The organism is Halomarina rubra (assembly GCF_023699475.1).
GTDB classification, from domain to species: Archaea; Halobacteriota; Halobacteria; order Halobacteriales; family Haloarculaceae; genus Halomarina; species Halomarina rubra.
Window position 1 is genome coordinate 534,583 of the sequence record NZ_JALXFV010000008.1, and the last position, 15,226, is coordinate 549,808.

The 15,226-nt window shown below is 67.4% G+C and carries 14 protein-coding genes; 2 read left to right on the forward strand and 12 right to left on the reverse strand.

Features of this window, described 5'->3' with window-relative positions:
* On the reverse strand, positions 1-468 hold a 468-nt coding region (locus tag M1L36_RS17780; RefSeq protein WP_250875080.1), incomplete at its 3' end, for a hypothetical protein.
* An 88-nt stretch (positions 469-556) separates the two neighbouring features.
* Here M1L36_RS17780 and M1L36_RS17785 point away from each other — a divergent pair.
* Positions 557-2,215, forward strand: coding sequence for an NADH-quinone oxidoreductase subunit D (locus M1L36_RS17785; protein ID WP_250875081.1), 1,659 nt, complete (start codon positions 557-559; stop codon positions 2,213-2,215).
* Between the two features lie 34 nt (positions 2,216-2,249).
* On the opposite strand, the gene M1L36_RS17790 is transcribed toward M1L36_RS17785, so the two are convergent.
* The 7 genes from M1L36_RS17790 to M1L36_RS17820 all read right to left on the reverse strand — a co-directional run bounded on the left by M1L36_RS17790 (position 2,250) and on the right by M1L36_RS17820 (position 9,185).
* Positions 2,250-2,816, reverse strand: a complete 567-nt coding sequence (locus tag M1L36_RS17790; protein ID WP_250875082.1) for a hypothetical protein — start codon at positions 2,814-2,816, stop codon at positions 2,250-2,252.
* Between the two features lie 43 nt (positions 2,817-2,859).
* Positions 2,860-4,044: a bifunctional sugar-1-phosphate nucleotidylyltransferase/acetyltransferase gene (gene glmU / locus M1L36_RS17795; RefSeq protein ID WP_250875083.1), complete on the reverse strand. Its 1,185-nt coding sequence runs from the start codon at positions 4,042-4,044 to the stop codon at positions 2,860-2,862.
* A 411-nt stretch (positions 4,045-4,455) separates the two neighbouring features.
* Positions 4,456-6,291: an FAD-binding protein gene (locus M1L36_RS17800; protein ID WP_250875588.1), complete on the reverse strand. Its 1,836-nt coding sequence runs from the start codon at positions 6,289-6,291 to the stop codon at positions 4,456-4,458.
* An 85-nt stretch (positions 6,292-6,376) separates the two neighbouring features.
* The gene (locus M1L36_RS17805; protein WP_250875084.1) at positions 6,377-7,258 is read right to left on the reverse strand and encodes a succinate dehydrogenase/fumarate reductase iron-sulfur subunit; all 882 of its coding nucleotides are present in this window, start codon (positions 7,256-7,258) and stop codon (positions 6,377-6,379) included.
* 2 nt (positions 7,259-7,260) lie between these two features.
* Entirely contained in the window at positions 7,261-7,632 is a 372-nt protein-coding gene (locus M1L36_RS17810) for a succinate dehydrogenase hydrophobic membrane anchor subunit (RefSeq protein WP_250875085.1), read from the reverse strand.
* Entirely contained in the window at positions 7,632-8,036 is a 405-nt protein-coding gene (gene sdhC / locus M1L36_RS17815; protein ID WP_250875086.1) for a succinate dehydrogenase, cytochrome b556 subunit, read from the reverse strand. The genes M1L36_RS17810 and sdhC overlap by 1 nt, the downstream gene beginning before the upstream one ends.
* Before the next feature lie 123 nt (positions 8,037-8,159).
* Positions 8,160-9,185, reverse strand: a complete 1,026-nt coding sequence (locus M1L36_RS17820) for a succinylglutamate desuccinylase/aspartoacylase family protein (protein WP_250875087.1) — start codon at positions 9,183-9,185, stop codon at positions 8,160-8,162.
* Positions 9,186-9,294: 109 nt separating this feature from the next.
* Between M1L36_RS17820 and M1L36_RS17825 the strand changes: the two genes are divergently transcribed.
* On the forward strand, positions 9,295-10,659 hold the full coding sequence (locus M1L36_RS17825) for a RimK family alpha-L-glutamate ligase (protein WP_250875088.1): 1,365 nt from the start codon (positions 9,295-9,297) through the stop codon (positions 10,657-10,659).
* Positions 10,660-10,782: 123 nt separating this feature from the next.
* Here the strand turns inward: M1L36_RS17825 and M1L36_RS17830 are convergent, their stop codons facing one another.
* The 4 genes from M1L36_RS17830 to M1L36_RS17845 all read right to left on the reverse strand — a co-directional run bounded on the left by M1L36_RS17830 (position 10,783) and on the right by M1L36_RS17845 (position 15,151).
* The gene (locus M1L36_RS17830) at positions 10,783-11,427 is read right to left on the reverse strand and encodes a DNA-3-methyladenine glycosylase family protein (RefSeq protein WP_250875089.1); all 645 of its coding nucleotides are present in this window, start codon (positions 11,425-11,427) and stop codon (positions 10,783-10,785) included.
* Complete coding sequence (gene cysE, locus M1L36_RS17835) at positions 11,427-11,996, reverse strand: serine O-acetyltransferase (protein WP_250875090.1); 570 nt, start codon at positions 11,994-11,996, stop codon at positions 11,427-11,429. Before cysE ends, M1L36_RS17830 begins: the two co-directional genes overlap by 1 nt.
* 253 nt (positions 11,997-12,249) lie before the next feature.
* The gene (locus M1L36_RS17840) at positions 12,250-13,566 is read right to left on the reverse strand and encodes a polysaccharide deacetylase family protein (protein ID WP_250875091.1); all 1,317 of its coding nucleotides are present in this window, start codon (positions 13,564-13,566) and stop codon (positions 12,250-12,252) included.
* Between the two features lie 430 nt (positions 13,567-13,996).
* Positions 13,997-15,151, reverse strand: coding sequence for an acyl-CoA dehydrogenase family protein (locus M1L36_RS17845; RefSeq protein ID WP_250875092.1), 1,155 nt, complete (start codon positions 15,149-15,151; stop codon positions 13,997-13,999).
* Positions 15,152-15,226 lie beyond the last annotated feature (75 nt).

Genomic DNA, 15,226 nt, shown 5'->3' on the forward strand with positions numbered 1-15,226 from the left:
GAACCGACCCGGGTGGCCCGCGTACTCCCCGACGCGCTCGATGTCCACGTCGACGACGGCGGGGACCGACTCGACGGTCCGACGGAGCGCCGTCGACTCACCGACCACGGTCAGCGAGGCGGTCGCGTCCGCGTTGAACACGACCGGCGGGACGACGAGGACGCCGGCCCGCGACATCGCTCCTAGCAGGCCCTCGTCGACCGGTCGGTGAGCCTGCCGGACGAAGACGTAGTGGCGCTCGTCGCCCGCCGCCGTCAACTCGTGCTCCTCGACGAGCGGCGTCGCCTGCAGCGCTTCCTCGTACGCCGCGACGTCACCGTCGACGGAGTAGAGGAAGACGTCGCCCTCCTCGCTCCGGTTCCACTGCCAGAGCAGGTCCCGCGAGGGGGTGTCGTCCTCGCCGAGCGCAGCGTGCACGGGGTGGATAGCGTCCTCCGAGAACCGCAGTCGACAACGAAGATACCGCATCACTGGAGGCTGTCGCGGCGAGCACTTAAAGAGCCTAGTCGATGCGGCAGAACGCTCCCGGTACAGAGAGTGAGACGTTCGGGTACGGATGCGACTCGACCACGCCGACACGCCCCGCACGGCCGACCCGGCCGACGGTGCCTCGACCCCCGCCGACGCCCTCGACGACCTCGCGGTCGCCACCGACGACCACCTGAACGCCGACGCGTTCGTCGTCCGCCCCGACGACCTCTTGGCCGCCCTCCGGACGCTCCGCGACGACCTGGGCTACGACCACCTCTCGTGTGTCACCGCCCAGGATTACGACGACCGCTTCGAGAGCATCTACCACCTCAAACGGTACGCGGACCCGACCGACGAGGTGAGTCTCGTCGTCCCCGTCCCCCGCGACGACCCGGTGTCGGTCTCCGCCGAACCGGTGTTCCGCACCGCCGACTGGCACGAACGCGAGGCGTACGACCTGTTCGGCATCGAGTACGAGGGCCATCCCGACCCCCGTCGCATCCTCCTCCCCGAGACGTGGGTCGGGCACCCGATGCGGAAGGACTACGACCAGGAGCAGTCCCAGGTCGTCACTTTCCGCGAACACGCCAACCCCCTGGCCGACGACGAGCGCCGGACCGACACGATGCTGCTCAACATCGGCCCCCACCACCCCTCGACCCACGGCGTCCTCCACCTGAAGGTCGTCCTCGACGGGGAGTGCGTCGCGGACGTCGACCCCGACATCGGCTACATCCACCGCTGCGAGGAACAGATGTGCCAGCAGGGCACCTACCGCCACCAGATAATGCCGTACCCCGACCGCTGGGACTGGGGTGGGGCCGGCCTCTGCAACGAGTGGGCGTACGCCCGCGTCGCCGAGGACCTCGCGGACATCGAGGTGCCCGAGTACGCACAGGTCGTCCGCACGCTGAGCGCGGAGTTGAGTCGGATGCTCTCGCACTTCCTCGCGGTCGGCGCGTTCGCGCTCGACGTCATCGGCGAGTTCACCGCGACGTTCATGTACGCCATCCAGGAGCGCGAGCGCCTCCAGAACCTCCTGGAAGACCTCACCGGCCAACGGCTGATGTTCAACTACTTCCGTCTCGGCGGGGTCGCCTGGGACCTCCCCGAACCGCGCGAGGAGTTCTTCGAACAGGTCCGCTCGTTCACCGACGGACTCCCCGAACGCCTCTCGGAGTACCACGACCTGCTGACGGCCAACGAGGTGATGCAGATTCGCACCCTCGACACCGGCCGCCTCGACCCCGACGTCGCGAAGTCCTACGGCTGTACCGGCCCGGTCGCCCGCGGGTCGGGTGTCGACTACGACCTCCGGCGCGACGACCCCTACGGCTACTACCCCGAACTCGACTGGGACGTCGTCGTCGAGGACGGCTGTGACAACTACTCGCGACTGCTCGTCCGGATGCGCGAGTTGGAGGAGTCGGCGAAGATAATCGAGCAGTGTGTCGACCTACTCGAGGACTGGCCCGAGGCCGACCGCGAGATTCAGGCGAACGTCCCCCGGACGCTCAAACCCGACAGCGATACCGAGACCTACCGTGCGGTCGAGGCCGCCAAGGGTGAACTCGGTATCTACATCCGCGCCGACGGGACGGACAAGCCGGCCCGCTTCAAGATTCGCGGGCCGTCGTTCTCGAACCTCCAGGCGATTCCGGAGATGGCCGAGGGGGAGTACGTGCCCGACCTCGTCGCCACACTGGGAAGTCTCGACACCATCATGGGCGAGGTCGACCGCTGAAGTCGGGGGTCGGTTCCGGCCGTTCGCCGCTCGTTCAACGGGTCGGCGTCTCGCTCGCGCGGTCGGTCAGGAACTGTTCGAGCGCACCGAGCACCCGGTCGTCGTTCGGCAGTTCGTCCTCGCCGAGGTCACCCCACGAGAACCCCGCCGTCGCGACGATACCGCTCCCGTCGTCGTTCCGTACCACGTGTCCGATCTGGAAGTGGGGCGGTGGACTCGGGACGCCGTAGCCTCCCTGCCCGAGCGCCTCGTCCGCGGCGTCGCTCGTCTGGACGCGCAGCAGGAACTCGTGGGCGGGGCGACCGAGGACGCCGACGGCCGTCCCGTCGAGAAGCCACTCGACCGCCCGTTCGGGATCGATGTCGGGGTCGACGGGGAGTAGCGCGATGTCGGCGTCGGCCGCGTCTCCTGCGTGCTCGACCGCCGAGGGGAGGTCGAGTCGCACCCGCGGGTCGAGGTACAGCGTCGTCTGCTCGAGCAGTGGGTAGCGCTCGGGCGTCGTCGTTCCGTCGTCGCCACTCGGGAGCGAACAGCCGGCCAACAGCGGGAGCGCGAGCGCACTCCCGCGGAGGAGCGCTCTACGCGTGCGAGGACCAGTCACGAGTCGAACGTGTCCGGACGGACGTATGAGTCTTCGGGACCGTTCAGCGGTCGCGGTCGACCGACTCGCCGGGCGTCGTGAACGCGCCCGCCGAGAGGACGAGGCCGGGCGAGAGCGAGGAGTTGATACCCGTCTTCGCGCCGTCGCCCGCGACGACGCCGTACTTCCGACGACCCGTCGAAACGCGCTCGCCCTTGACGGTCTGTTTCACTGCCTCGCCGTCGTGGCGGAGGTTCGCCACCTGCGTCCCCGCGCCGAGGTTAACGTTCGGCCCCAGCAGGCTGTCCCCGACGTACGAGAGGTGGGGGACGTTCGTGTCGTGCATCAGGACGCTGTTCTTCAGTTCGACGCCGTGACCGACGTGGCAGTTCTCGCCGACGAGCGTCGCTCCGCGGATGTAGGCGTTCGGTCCGACGTCCGCGCCGGAGCGAATCAGCGCCGGCCCCTCGACGGTGACGCCGGGTTCGACGACCGCGCCCTCCTCGACGACGACGGGACCGCGCAGGTCGGCGTCGCCGCGGACCTCGCCGTCGATGCGCCCCTCCAACTCGCTCAGTTTCCACTCGTTGGCTTCGAGCAGTTCCCACGGCCGGCCGACGCCGAGCCAGCGACTCACCTCGACGGCGCTCACGTCGTGTTCGTCGACGACTCGTGCGAGGACGTCCGTGATCTCGTGTTCGCCGCGCTCGGACATCGGGACGTCCAACCACTCGCGTGCCTCGGCGGGGAAGTGGTACGCCCCGGCGTTGACGAGGTCGCTGTCGGGGTGTTCTGGCTTCTCGACGATGTCGACGACGTTCCCCGTCCCGTCGAGCGTGAGCACGCCGTAGTTCGACGGTTCGTCGGCGCGGTAGGCGGCGACGCCCGGCCCACCCTCGAACAGGTCGGCGATGGCCGCGCGGTCGTAGAGGTCGTCGCCGTTGAGGACGACGAACTCACCGTCGAGGTGCTCTCGCGCCTGGAGGACGGCGTGAGCGGTGCCCAACTGCTCCTCCTGGCTCGCGTACGACACCGGGACGCCGGCGAGCTCCTCGCCGAAGTACTCTCGGACCGCTTCGCCCTCGTAGCCGACGACGAACACCAGTTCGTCGGCTCCCGCCTCGACCGCGTCCGTAGCGGTGTGGGCGACCAGCGGCCGGTCGGCCACCGGGAGCATCGGCTTCGGTGTCGAGTGCGTCAACGGTCGCATCCGGGTGCCCTCGCCGGCGGCGAGGATGACGGCTTGCATACTGGCTCAGTCCACGGCGACTCGGATATGTGTACCGCCACCCTCCACGAGGCTGCAGCCGTTCGATTTCTGACACGACGTGCTCGCGAGCGTCGGGCGTCGCTCGATAGAACTGCTGGGAGACGTCGAGCCGCACCCGGACTCAGAATCGTGTTGGAGGAAGGGGCGGGTATCGAACCACGCGAAGCCCTAGAGACGCGTGCCGGCCCTCGTGGCAGCCGGCGTTCGATTCTACCACGAGCACCCTTCCTCGTCGCTCCGCTACATCGGGTGTGTTGAAATATCCACTGCCCGTCCGCAACTCCTGCAACGGCCCGCGGCGCTCGGGAGTCGAGGTCGAAGAGCGCCGAGGCTGCCGTCGGCGAGCGTTGTGGTCGGAGTCCGCTAAAATCGCGTCGAAGGGGCCGGTACTCAGTAGCTCCGGACCTTCGGTTCGTACTCCTTGTCCTCGCCTTCGAGGATGACGTCGGTGTAGTACAGCTCCGGGCGACCGTCGTTCCAGGCGACCATCGTGTGCTTGAGCCACTCCTCGTCGCGGCGTTCCTGGAACTCCGCGCGCCAGTGGGCACCACGGAACTCCTCGCGGGCGAGCGCGCCGAGCGTCAGCGCCTCCGCGATGTCGATGAGGTTGCGCGTCTCGATGGTGTGGATGAGGTCGGTGTTGAACGTGTGGGAGGGGTCGCTGACGGCGACGTCCTGGTAGCGCTCGCGGCACTCGCGGATGTCACGAAGTGCCTGTTTCAGCCCCTCCTCCTCGCGGAAGACGTTGACGTTCGCCGTCATCGTCTCCTGGAGGTCTGCGCGAATCTCGGCGTGGTTCGTCCCGTCGCGCTCCATCAGGTGCTCGACGCGCGCCCGCTCCTGTTCGACGGCACGGTTCACGACCTCGCCGGCGGGGGCGTCGACGAGCGCTCCACCGTCGGCGGCGACGTCGTCGCCGGGCGACCCGACCTCGCCGGGCGTGACCGGCGTGTCGACGACGCCGTCCTCGGTCTTCGCCGAGGGACCGGTCTTGATCTGGGACTCACCCTTCTCACGGTGGGCGGCGTGGCGACCGGCACGAGCGCCGAAGACGATGAGTTCGGGCAGCGCGTTCCCGCCGAGGCGGTTCGCGCCGTGGACGCTCACGCAGGCGCACTCGCCGGCGGCGTACAGCCCGGAGATGCAGGTCTCGCCGTTCTCGTCGGTCTCGACGCCACCCATCGCGTAGTGCTGGCCGGGCTTGACCGGCATCGGCTCCTCGAGCGGGTTGACGCCTTCGAAGTCCTCCGAGAGGTGGATGATGTTCTCCAGTCGGTCGGTGATGCGCTCCTCGCCGAGGTGGCGCATGTCGAGCAGGACGTAGTCGTCTTCGAACCCGCGGCCCGCGTTGATCTCGGTCAACTCGGCGCGGGCGACGACGTCACGGCTAGCGAGTTCGCCGACGTTGTTCGCGTAGCCGTGTTCGAACATGAACCGCTCGCCGTCCTTGTTGTAGAGGATACCACCCTCTCCGCGGACCCCCTCGGTGATAAGGACGCCCGTCGAGGGCAGCGTCGTCGGGTGGAACTGGATGAACTCCATGTCCTCCAGCGGGACGCCCGCGCGGTAGGCCATCGCCGGCCCGTCGCCGGTGTTGGCGACGGCGTTGGTGGTGTGGTCGAACACCTGCCCCGGTCCGCCCGTCGCGAGGATGACGCCGTTGTTCGCGACGAAGCCGTTGATGTCGCCGGTCTTGATGTCGTAGGCGACAGCCCCGCGACAGCGCCGTTCCTCGGGGTCCTCGTGGTCCGTCACAGCGAGGCGCATCACGTAGTGCTCGTCGTAGACGCGGATACCGCGCTTGACGACCTGCTCGTACATCGTGTGGAGCAGGTGGTGGCCCGTCTCCGCACCCGCGTACGTCGTCCGGGGGAACGAGAGGCCACCGAACGGTCGCTGAGAGACCCGCCCGTCGTCGTCGCGGGAGAAGGCCATGCCCCAGTGTTCGAGCTGCATCGTCTCCTGGGGGGAGTCCTGGCAGAGCGTCTCGATGGCCGGGGCGTCGCCGAGGTAGTCCGACCCCTTCATCGTGTCGTACGCGTGGTCCTCCCACGAGTCGCCGTCGCGGAGGGCCGCGTTGATGCCACCCTCGGCCGCGCCCGTGTGGCTGCGGACCGGGTGGAGCTTCGAGACGAGCGCGACGTCCGCGCCCTCCTCCTGTGCTGCAATCGCCGCTCGGAGGCCGGCACCGCCCGCGCCGACCACGATGACGTCGTGTTCGTGAATCGCCATGTTGTGTAGTGTGTTGAGATTGGTGTCGCCGCGAGGGCGACCGGTCGTTCGCTCGTCGTTCGCTAGTGAATCGCTAGGGTTACCAGAACTTGAGGTTGTTCTTCACCGCCTCGCGCTTCAACTCCTGGATGTGGTCGGTCAGCGGGATGTCCTTCGGGCAGACCTCCGTGCACGAGAACTGGGTCTGACAGCGCCAGACGCCGTTCTCCTGTTCGAGAATCTCGAGACGCTCCTGTTTCATCGCCTCGCCCTCGCGGTCGTCCATCGCGAACCGGTAGGCCTTGTTGATGGCCGCCGGGCCGAGGTACTCGTTGTCGCCCGCAGCGATGTTACACGAGGACATGCACGCGCCACACCAGATACAGCGCGTGGACATCTTGATCTTCTCGCGGTTCTCGCGGGTCTGACGCTGCTCTTCGAGACCGTCCGGGACGTCGTCGTCGTTGAAGTACGGCTGGACGGCGTCCATCTGGTCGTAGAAGTGCTGCATGTCCACGACGAGGTCCTTGACGACCTCCTGGTGGGGCAGCGGCTCGATGCGGACGGGGTTCTGCAGGTCCGCTAGCTGGGTCTTGCAACCGAGTCGCTGCGACCCGTTGACGAACAGCGCGTCGGAGCCACAGATGGCCTGGCGACACGAGTGACGGAACGTCAGCGAGGAGTCGTAGTGGTCGCGCGCCCACATCAGCGCGTCGAGCACCGTCATCCCCTTCCGGAACGGGACGACGAACTCGTCGAAGCGGGGGTCTTTCTTCCCCTCGACCTCGGGGTCGTAGCGGAACACCTTCAGCGTCCGCGTGTCCTCGTCGTCGAGCGACGACTCGACCCGCTCGCGCTGGCGCTCCTCGTCGGCGGCGCGCTCGCGCTTCTGGTCCATGCGACGCTGTTGCTGGGCGGGGACGGACTCGCCCTGTTGCTGTTCTTCCTGCTCGCTCTCTTGTTCTTGGATCTGTGTGCTCATGTTCAGAGGATGGGACTGCCGGTCATCGCGAACGCGACGCGGATTCCCTGGAGGACGAGTGCGACGCTCGCCGCGACGAGACTCCACTTGACGACGGTTCGCTGCGTGCCAGCGAGCCCCTGGTTGACCAGTGCGTTGTAGACGCCGTTGACGCCGTGGAACGTGGCGGTGACGAGGAACGCGATCATCGTCACGAAGTAGCCGAGCTGTTGCATCCGCATCTGGGTTCCCATGAACGTCACGTCGGCCGCGTGGTTCACGAAGTGCAACAGCATGAAGTGGAACGCCAGCACGCCGATGAGGAACACCGCGGTCAGGCGCTGGAGGAGCCACCCCGTGCCGTGACGGCTGAACGAGGAGTAGTGTTCTGCCATCAGAGCTGCCCCACGAGGAACGTCGGGATCGACGCGACGACGATGGCACCCGTCAGCACCAACGACGCGTAGAAGCTCTTGTCCTGTGCGGTCAGCCCGACGCCGAGGTCCACGAACAGCAAGCGGATGCCGTTGAGGATGTGGAAGACGGCGACGGCCAGCAGGCCGACTTCGAGGAACCGGACGACGAGCAGGTCCTCGAGCCCCTGCAGCGTGTTCGTGTAGATACTTGGGTCGCCGCCAGCGGCCGGAATCGCGGTGCTGAGAACGGCGATGTGTGTGAACAGGTAGCCGATGAGGACCCACCCGGTGAACTTGTGGAACACCCACGCCCACATGCCGGCGGAGAAGTCCCGCCACCGGCCGAAGTCCTCGACGAGCCCCCTGTCGTACGACTGGCTCATATGAATGGAGCCTCGCGGGCGGCGAGTATAGTAGTTACTAACTCACGGTGTGGGGTGGCCGTTTTCCGCCGTTTCGTGTCGTCAGAAGGGCACGTGTGCGAGCGATTCTCGTCCGTCGGTAGCCTACGAGCGGTCCTGGCCGACCCGTCCCTGCTCGTGTTCGAGCGCGAGTAGAGTCCGGTCGCCGAGTTTCACGAGGTGACACAGCGGGTTGCCGGGGTAGACCAGCGGGTTCTCCAGCACGCCCACCAGCAGACCGGTGAACGGCGCTTCGACCGCGACGCTGTCGGCCCGGAACGGGTCGGCGATGGTACAGATGGCGTCTCCCTCGTAGACGAGCGACCCTCTGTCGTAGTGCATGTCGACGAGGCCGCCGACGTCCGCTCGGAGCCAGGTCTTCTCGCCCGAGTCGTCGATGACGGTCCGCCACCCCGGCCAGCGGACGCTCTCCTCCTCGCGCATGCCGAACTCCGCGAGGACGCTCCTGACGCCGTCGAGCGCCCGGTCGATGAGGCCGCGCTGGAAGCGGTGGGCCTCGCCCATCTCGATGGTGATGGCGGGCGTGTCGGCCTTCGTCGCCTCGCGACGGAGGGTGCCGTCCGGTCCCTCGCTAGAGAGGATGACGTTCGAGGCGAACGCGTTGGCGAGACGTTCGACGTTGGCCTCCTCCATGTCCGCCCGGACGTGGAGCATGTTCGTCCGCCCCCGCGTCGAGGTGTGGAAGTCCAACCCGAGGTCACACGGTTCGATGAAGTTCCGAAAGATGCGGTAGGCCATCCGTTTCGCGCCCGTCGAGTGTTCCCGGCCGGGAAACGAGCGGTTCAGGTCGCGGTCGTAGATAGGGAGGTAGCGCTGCTGGGCGATGAACGCCGGGACGTTGAGGACGGGGAGACAGACGAGCGTCCCGCGGAGTTCGGAGTGGTCCCAGGAGTGGGCCACCTCTCTGACCACCTCGACGCCGTTGAGTTCGTCGCCGTGGGCGGCCGCGCTGAGGAACATCGTCGGCCCGGGACGTTCGCCGTTGATGATGGTGACGGGGATACGGACCGGGTCGCCGAGGTACGTCTCGCTGACGCTGTAGCGGAGGTCCTGGACCTCCCCGGGGGCCACCGTTCCACCGTTGTAGGTGAACGGCTGTGGCTCTGTCATACCACGTCACTGCTCCGGCGGCGTATAAACTCCCCCGTCACGCCGCTGAAACGTCCTCTCGCGCGTTCTCGACCGGCACGCATTTTACGCCCGCGATGATTCACCCGGTATGACCGACAACGACGAGCGAGTTTCCGTCGGTGTTCTCTCGCTACACAACAGTAAGGAGACCAAGGCCATCCTCAACGCCGTCGAGGACCTCGGACACGACCCCGAGTGGCTCCGTCAGGAGAACACCGCGGTGAACATCGAGAACGGTGAGGTCGTCATCGAACCCGAAGTCGACATCATCGCGAATCGTCTGCTGCTCTCGAACACCGAGGAACCCGCCGAGGGTCTCGGCCTCGCCACGACGTTCAACCGCCTGCGCCCGATGCTCAACCAGCCGGGGGCGGTGCTCACTGCGATTCACAAGTTCGCCACCGCCGTCACGCTCGCCGACTGGAACATCCAGGTGCCAGACGCCCTGCTCGCACTGTCGAACGACCGCCTCAACGCCGGCCGCGAGCGCTTCGGCGACGAGGGCGTCTACAAGACCGCCATCGGCACCCACGGCGGTGGGACGTGGAAGGTCGACCTCACCGAACCCGTCAACCCGAAGGTCGGCAACCGCCAGGCGTTCCTCCAGGACTTCATCGAGCGCGACGCCGAGGTCCACCGCGACCTGCGCGTCTACACCGTCGGCGAGCGGGTCATCGGCGCGATGCACCGCTTCGCACCCGAGGGTGACTGGCGGACCAACGTCGCCCTCGGCGGCGACGTCCAGGACATGACCGACGAACTGCCCGAGGAGGCCAAGGAGACGGCGCTGTACGCCGCCGAGGTCATCGGTCTCGACTACGCCGGCGTCGACCTCATCGAAGGCGAGGACGGCTGGTACGTCCTCGAAGTGAACCCGACGGCCGGTTTCAAGGGCCTCTACAGCGCGACGGGCCGTTCCCCCGCGCCCTACATCGCCCAGATGGCCATCGAGCGCGCGGGCGGTGAGGTCGACGAGGAGCGCGTCCACGACCTCGCGGCGACGCTCGACGACTCCACACCGTCGTGCAAGCCGCGGACGCCGGCGATGATGCGCGAGGACACCCCCCTCATCGGCTACATCGAGGAGGTCGTCGTCTCGGGGACCAGCGGGTCGGTCACCGCGCTCGCGAAGTCCGACACGGGTGCGACCCGGACGAGCATCGACACCTCGCTGGCCGCCGAAATCGGCGCCGGTCCCATCAAGAGCATGACCCGCGTAAAGTCCGGGAGCGTCAAAGGTGGGAAGGCTCGCCCCGTCGTCGACCTCGTCATCGGTATCGGCGGGCGACAGCACACCGTCACCGCCAGCGTCGAGGACCGCTCGCACATGGACTACCCGCTCCTCCTCGGTCGGGACATCCTCCAGCACTACCAGGTCGACGTCCGCAAGCGCGCCGACAGCGACGCCGGCCCGTCGAAAGACGACGACGAGATGCTCGAAGAAGAGGAGTAGCGAGGGCGTCCAGCCGGGAGCCCTCGAAAGTACGAGCGAGGAGTGAAACGACTCGCGAGAAGCGCGGTTCGGAGCGAGCGCCGCCGAGCAGTTCCGGACGCTGATGCGATTTCTACGGGCAGTTCACGACAGTGGGGCGCGGTCGTCGTCCTCGTACCAGCGCCAGAGCAGCACCGTCGCGTACGAGCGGTACGGTGCCCACGCGGCCCCGATATCGCGCATCTCGGCGCGCGACTCCGCGCCGTAGAGGTCCTCGATGGCCCGCCGGACGGCGAGGTCACCGAGCGGGAGGACGTCCTCGCGGCCGAGCGCGAACAGGAGGTACATCCGAGCGGTCCACTCGCCGACGCCCCGAATCTCGGTCAACAGGTCGACGACGGCGTCGTCGTCGTGGTCCGACAGTCCGTCACGGGAGTAGTCACGGTCGTCGAACGCGTCGGCGATGTGGTGGAGGTACTCGACCTTCCCCGCCGACAGGCCGGCGTCTCGGAGCGCCTCGTCGTCGGCCCCACGAATCGAGTCGGGCGTCACCTCGTCGTCGAGGACGGCCCAGAGCCGTTCGCGGACGGCGTTCGCGGACTCGGTCGACACCGACTGGTTGACGACGCTGACGACGATGCGCTCGAACTCGTCGTCGTACACCGCCGCTTCGAGGTCCACTGGGCCGTACTCGTCCCACAACTGCGCCATCACGGGGTCGTCGGTGAGCACCGCGCGGGGGGTGGTCTCGGTCCCGGTCGTCGCTCCCGACTCGGACTGGTCGCTCATCACTCCTCGTTGGCGGTCGACCCACGTGGATGCTGGGATACCGGCGGTTCCTCGTCGCGCTCACCGAGCGGTCTCGCGGGGTTGCCAGCGACGGTCGTCGCGGGTGGCACGTCGCGGACGACGACCGACCCGGCCCCGACGGTCGCCCCCTCGCCGACGGTTATCGCGCCGATGAGCGTCGCGTTCGCCCCCACCGTCACGCCGTCTTCGAGCGTCGGATGCCGTTTTACGGGTTCCGGTGAGTTCCCGCCCAGTGTGACGCCGTGGTACAGCTTGACGTCGTCGCCGACCTCGGCGGTCTCCCCGACGACGACGCCCATCCCGTGGTCGATGAACACCCGCCGTCCCAGCGTCGCGCCGGGATGTATCTCGACACCGGTCGCGACGCGGGCGAGGTGCGAGACGACGCGGGCGGCGAGCGGGTGGCCGCCGTCGAGCAGTCGACTGGCGGCGCGGTGTGCCCAGACGGCGTGGAGACCCGGGTAGGTGAGCGCGACTTCGAGGGCGCTCTTCGCGGCGGGGTCGGTCGAGAGTGCGGTGCGGACGTCTTCGCGGAGTCGGTCGAACATAGCTGGTGGAAACTGGTCGTGTGGTCGGCGGTCGAGACGGGGCGAGCGAGGAGCGAGGGCGTCAACAGCGACAGCACCGGCTCACGGGTCGGCGGTGAGCGAACGGGCGACTGGGGTCGGTGCCGGCGCACATACGACTAGAGACAGTTGGCGACGACAAAAGCGTGGCGAGGCGGGGACCGGTGGCAAGACCGGTCGGTGGACCCGCGGTCCGGGTCACGAGTCGCGGTTGGACCGCGGTGTGGGCGGCCGGTCAGTAGAGGTACGCGTGGAGGTCCGACGCGTTGATGACGTCGACCTTCCCGGCCTGTTCGAGGTCGTGGACGTGGTCGACGAGGCGCTGGAACTCCTCGGGGTCCTCCTGGTGGAAGAACGGGACGGCCAGCGAGCGGAACTCGGCGGCCTGGTCGACGAGTTCGATGGCCCCGTCGACGTCCCCGTCGCTGCCGAGGCTGTTGACGGCCATCGGGTTGGTGAGGTTGTAGTTCCCCAGCCCACCGCCGCCGAACACGAGGTCGAAGTTGTCGGCCATGACGTCCATCGAGGCACCGTCGTACGCGCCGAACGTGTAGATGGCGTAGTCCTTCCCCTCGGGCGCGCCGAGGTCGTCGAAGAACTCGTTCATCTCGGCGATGTCGGCTCGAAGCGTCTTCTCGGATATCTCGGCGATGTTGTCGTGGTAGCGCGTGTGGTGACAGAGGTCCCAGCCCGCGTCGCGCATCTCCAGCAGGTGCGAGGGGGTGAGCCGGTCGGCGTTGCCCACGGCCTGCTTGACGACGGCCTCGATACCGGGGTAGCCGTAGTCGTCGAGGATGGGGTAGAAGTCCGAGTAGTGCTGGCGGTGGGTGTCGTCGAAGCGGAAGATGACCTTCCCCTTCTCGGGTTTGTCGTGGACCCGGAGGTCGCCGAGGTGGAACTTGAAGTCGTGGTCACCGCCGTACGCCGCGAAGCGGAGTTCGGTGACGTTCGAGAGGTCGGGCGAGCCCTCGATGGCCGTCGTCGAGGGGTCGTAGCGCTGCCAGCCCGCCTTCTTGTTCGCGGTGTAGGACATCTCCATCCGCACGCGGTTGTGGCGGTCGGGTGCCTTCGCGAACACCGTGAACGTCGGCTGGGCGTCCTTCGGCTCGTCGAACCAGGCCGAGAACGAGAGCGACTTGTCGGAGAGGTCGAGCGGGTCCGCGTAGCCGAACCGGCGGGTGAGCGACACCGAGCCCGTGTTCTCGTAGTACAGCGACTGGTCGCCGTGGAACCGTGCTTCCTCGTCCGCGCGGACGGTGCCCTCGCCGGACCACTCGGAGAGGTCGCTCATGTCGTCGACGACCTCGCCGCTGTCAATGTACGATCCGAGGTACTCGGGGGACACCTGCGGGGCCGCGGGCGTGGGCGTCTGCGTCTCGGTCTGCGTGGTGGTTGAACCGGGGGTACCGACGGGGGTGGTCGTGGAGGAGTTCGTCGGCGTGGAGGTCGGCGTGCTCGCGCTGTCGTTGGTGCTCGTACACCCTGCCGCGAACGCGAGTGCGCCGGTCGCCAGGAAGGCTCTGCGGGTCGTGCCCGAACGGTCTTTCGCCATGACTTCTCCAAATGCATGACAATCCTTGGTAAATGACTCTCTATACTCCGCACCGACATCGTCCCACGACCGGTAGGGACTCTATACCGGCCGTCTCACGGGCTGTACCGGATTCGGGGGGTACGGGGCCGGAGACCCCACCAGGTGCCCCGTAACGACTGCCTATCACGTACTGAAACGTGGCAGACGAGCAGTCGGGACCGTTCGTGGGTGGGTGTCGACAGGGGTGAGGCCGCCGCTCCAGGCGCGCCGACGAGTCCGGGGTAACGCGCGCGGTAACCACCACCGGCAGACACGGAGCCGTCGCTCGTCGTCGTGGACAGACAGTGACGCGGAGACGCGACCAGCGACGAGAAGACGCGACGACGTGGTCCGGGCGCGCCGGTGTGACGCGCCGGTGCCCCGTCGATCCGGGTGCCGGTCGTGAGGGTTAGAAACCCTTGCCGAGCAGTTCGCGGGCGATGATGTTCTTCTGAATCTCCGTCGTGCCCTCGTAGATCTGGGTGATCTTCGCGTCGCGGTAGAGTCGCTCGGCGTCGAAGTCGTTGACGAAGCCCGACCCGCCGTGGATCTGGACGCACTCGTTGGCGGCGTCGACGGCGACGCGGGAGGCGTACTCCTTGGCCATCGAGGCGAGCGTCGTAAGCTGGTCGTCGGAGTTGTCGACCGACCACGCGCTCTTGTAGGTGAGCTGACGGGCGGCCTCGGTGCGGGTGTGGATGTCCGCGAGCTTGTGCTGGATGGCCTGGAAGTCGCCGATGGGCTTGCCGAACTGCTCGCGCTCCTTGGCGTAGTCCAGCGCGCGGTCACACGCGCCTTTCGCGATGCCGACGCCCTGGGCGGCGACCATCGTCCGGGTGACGTCGAAGAACTGCATGAGCTGGAGGAAGCCCATCCCACGGGTACCGACGAGGTTCTCCTCGGGGACGCGCAGGTCGTCGAAGATGAGTTCGGCCGTGTCGCTGGCGCGGATGCCGAGTTTGCCCGTGATCTTCTCGCTCTTGAAGCCGTCGCGGTCGGACTCGACGACGATCTGGGAGAAGCCGTTGTAGCGCCCCTCGGCGTCGGGGTCGGTCTTGCACATGACGACGAAGAAGTCGCCGACCGAGCCGTTCGTGATCCACATCTTGTTGCCGTTGAGGACCCACTCGTCGCCGTCCTTCTCGGCGGTCGTGGAGACCGAGGAGACGTCGGAGCCGGTGTCGGGTTCGGAGATGGCCGCACCCATGATGGCCTCGCCCATCGCGACGGGTTCGAGGTACCGCTCTTTCTGCTCCTCGGTCCCGAACTCCATGATGGCGTCCGACCCGAACGTCGTCGCCGTGATGGAGAGGGCGATGCCGGGGTCGACGGCGAACATCTCCTCGACGATGAGGGCGGTCTCGAGGGCGTTGTAGCCCGCGCCGCCGTACTCCATCGGGATGTTCGCGCCGGTCAGGCCCATCTCGGCGGCCGTCTCCAGCACTTCGTGGGGGAACTTCTCCTCCACGTCGTACTCCTGGGCGACGGGCGCGATCTCGTTCTCCGCGAAGCGGCGGACCTCCTCTTTGATCTGTTTCTGCTCGTCGCTGAGTTGATAGTCCATGACAGTTCACCTCACGTACCTCGACGTATAATCGTTTCCCGACGGTTTTCAACGGGCTAGAAGTTTCTCCGGGGC

What these genes read in the sequence shown, in the direction of transcription:
- sdhC (WP_250875086.1), bottom strand. Translation starts at nt 8,036, where the DNA reads ATGAGCCAGTCGTACGACAGGGGGCTCGTCGAGGACTTCGGCCGGTGG.
- M1L36_RS17845 (WP_250875092.1), bottom strand. Translation starts at nt 15,151, where the DNA reads ATGGACTATCAACTCAGCGACGAGCAGAAACAGATCAAAGAGGAGGTC.
- M1L36_RS17810 (WP_250875085.1), bottom strand. Translation starts at nt 7,632, where the DNA reads ATGGCAGAACACTACTCCTCGTTCAGCCGTCACGGCACGGGGTGGCTC.
- M1L36_RS17825 (WP_250875088.1), top strand. Translation starts at nt 9,295, where the DNA reads ATGACCGACAACGACGAGCGAGTTTCCGTCGGTGTTCTCTCGCTACAC.
- M1L36_RS17820 (WP_250875087.1), bottom strand. Translation starts at nt 9,185, where the DNA reads ATGACAGAGCCACAGCCGTTCACCTACAACGGTGGAACGGTGGCCCCC.
- M1L36_RS17785 (WP_250875081.1), top strand. Translation starts at nt 557, where the DNA reads ATGCGACTCGACCACGCCGACACGCCCCGCACGGCCGACCCGGCCGAC.
- M1L36_RS17840 (WP_250875091.1), bottom strand. Translation starts at nt 13,566, where the DNA reads ATGGCGAAAGACCGTTCGGGCACGACCCGCAGAGCCTTCCTGGCGACC.
- M1L36_RS17805 (WP_250875084.1), bottom strand. Translation starts at nt 7,258, where the DNA reads ATGAGCACACAGATCCAAGAACAAGAGAGCGAGCAGGAAGAACAGCAA.
- M1L36_RS17830 (WP_250875089.1), bottom strand. Translation starts at nt 11,427, where the DNA reads ATGAGCGACCAGTCCGAGTCGGGAGCGACGACCGGGACCGAGACCACC.
- cysE (WP_250875090.1), bottom strand. Translation starts at nt 11,996, where the DNA reads ATGTTCGACCGACTCCGCGAAGACGTCCGCACCGCACTCTCGACCGAC.
- glmU (WP_250875083.1), bottom strand. Translation starts at nt 4,044, where the DNA reads ATGCAAGCCGTCATCCTCGCCGCCGGCGAGGGCACCCGGATGCGACCG.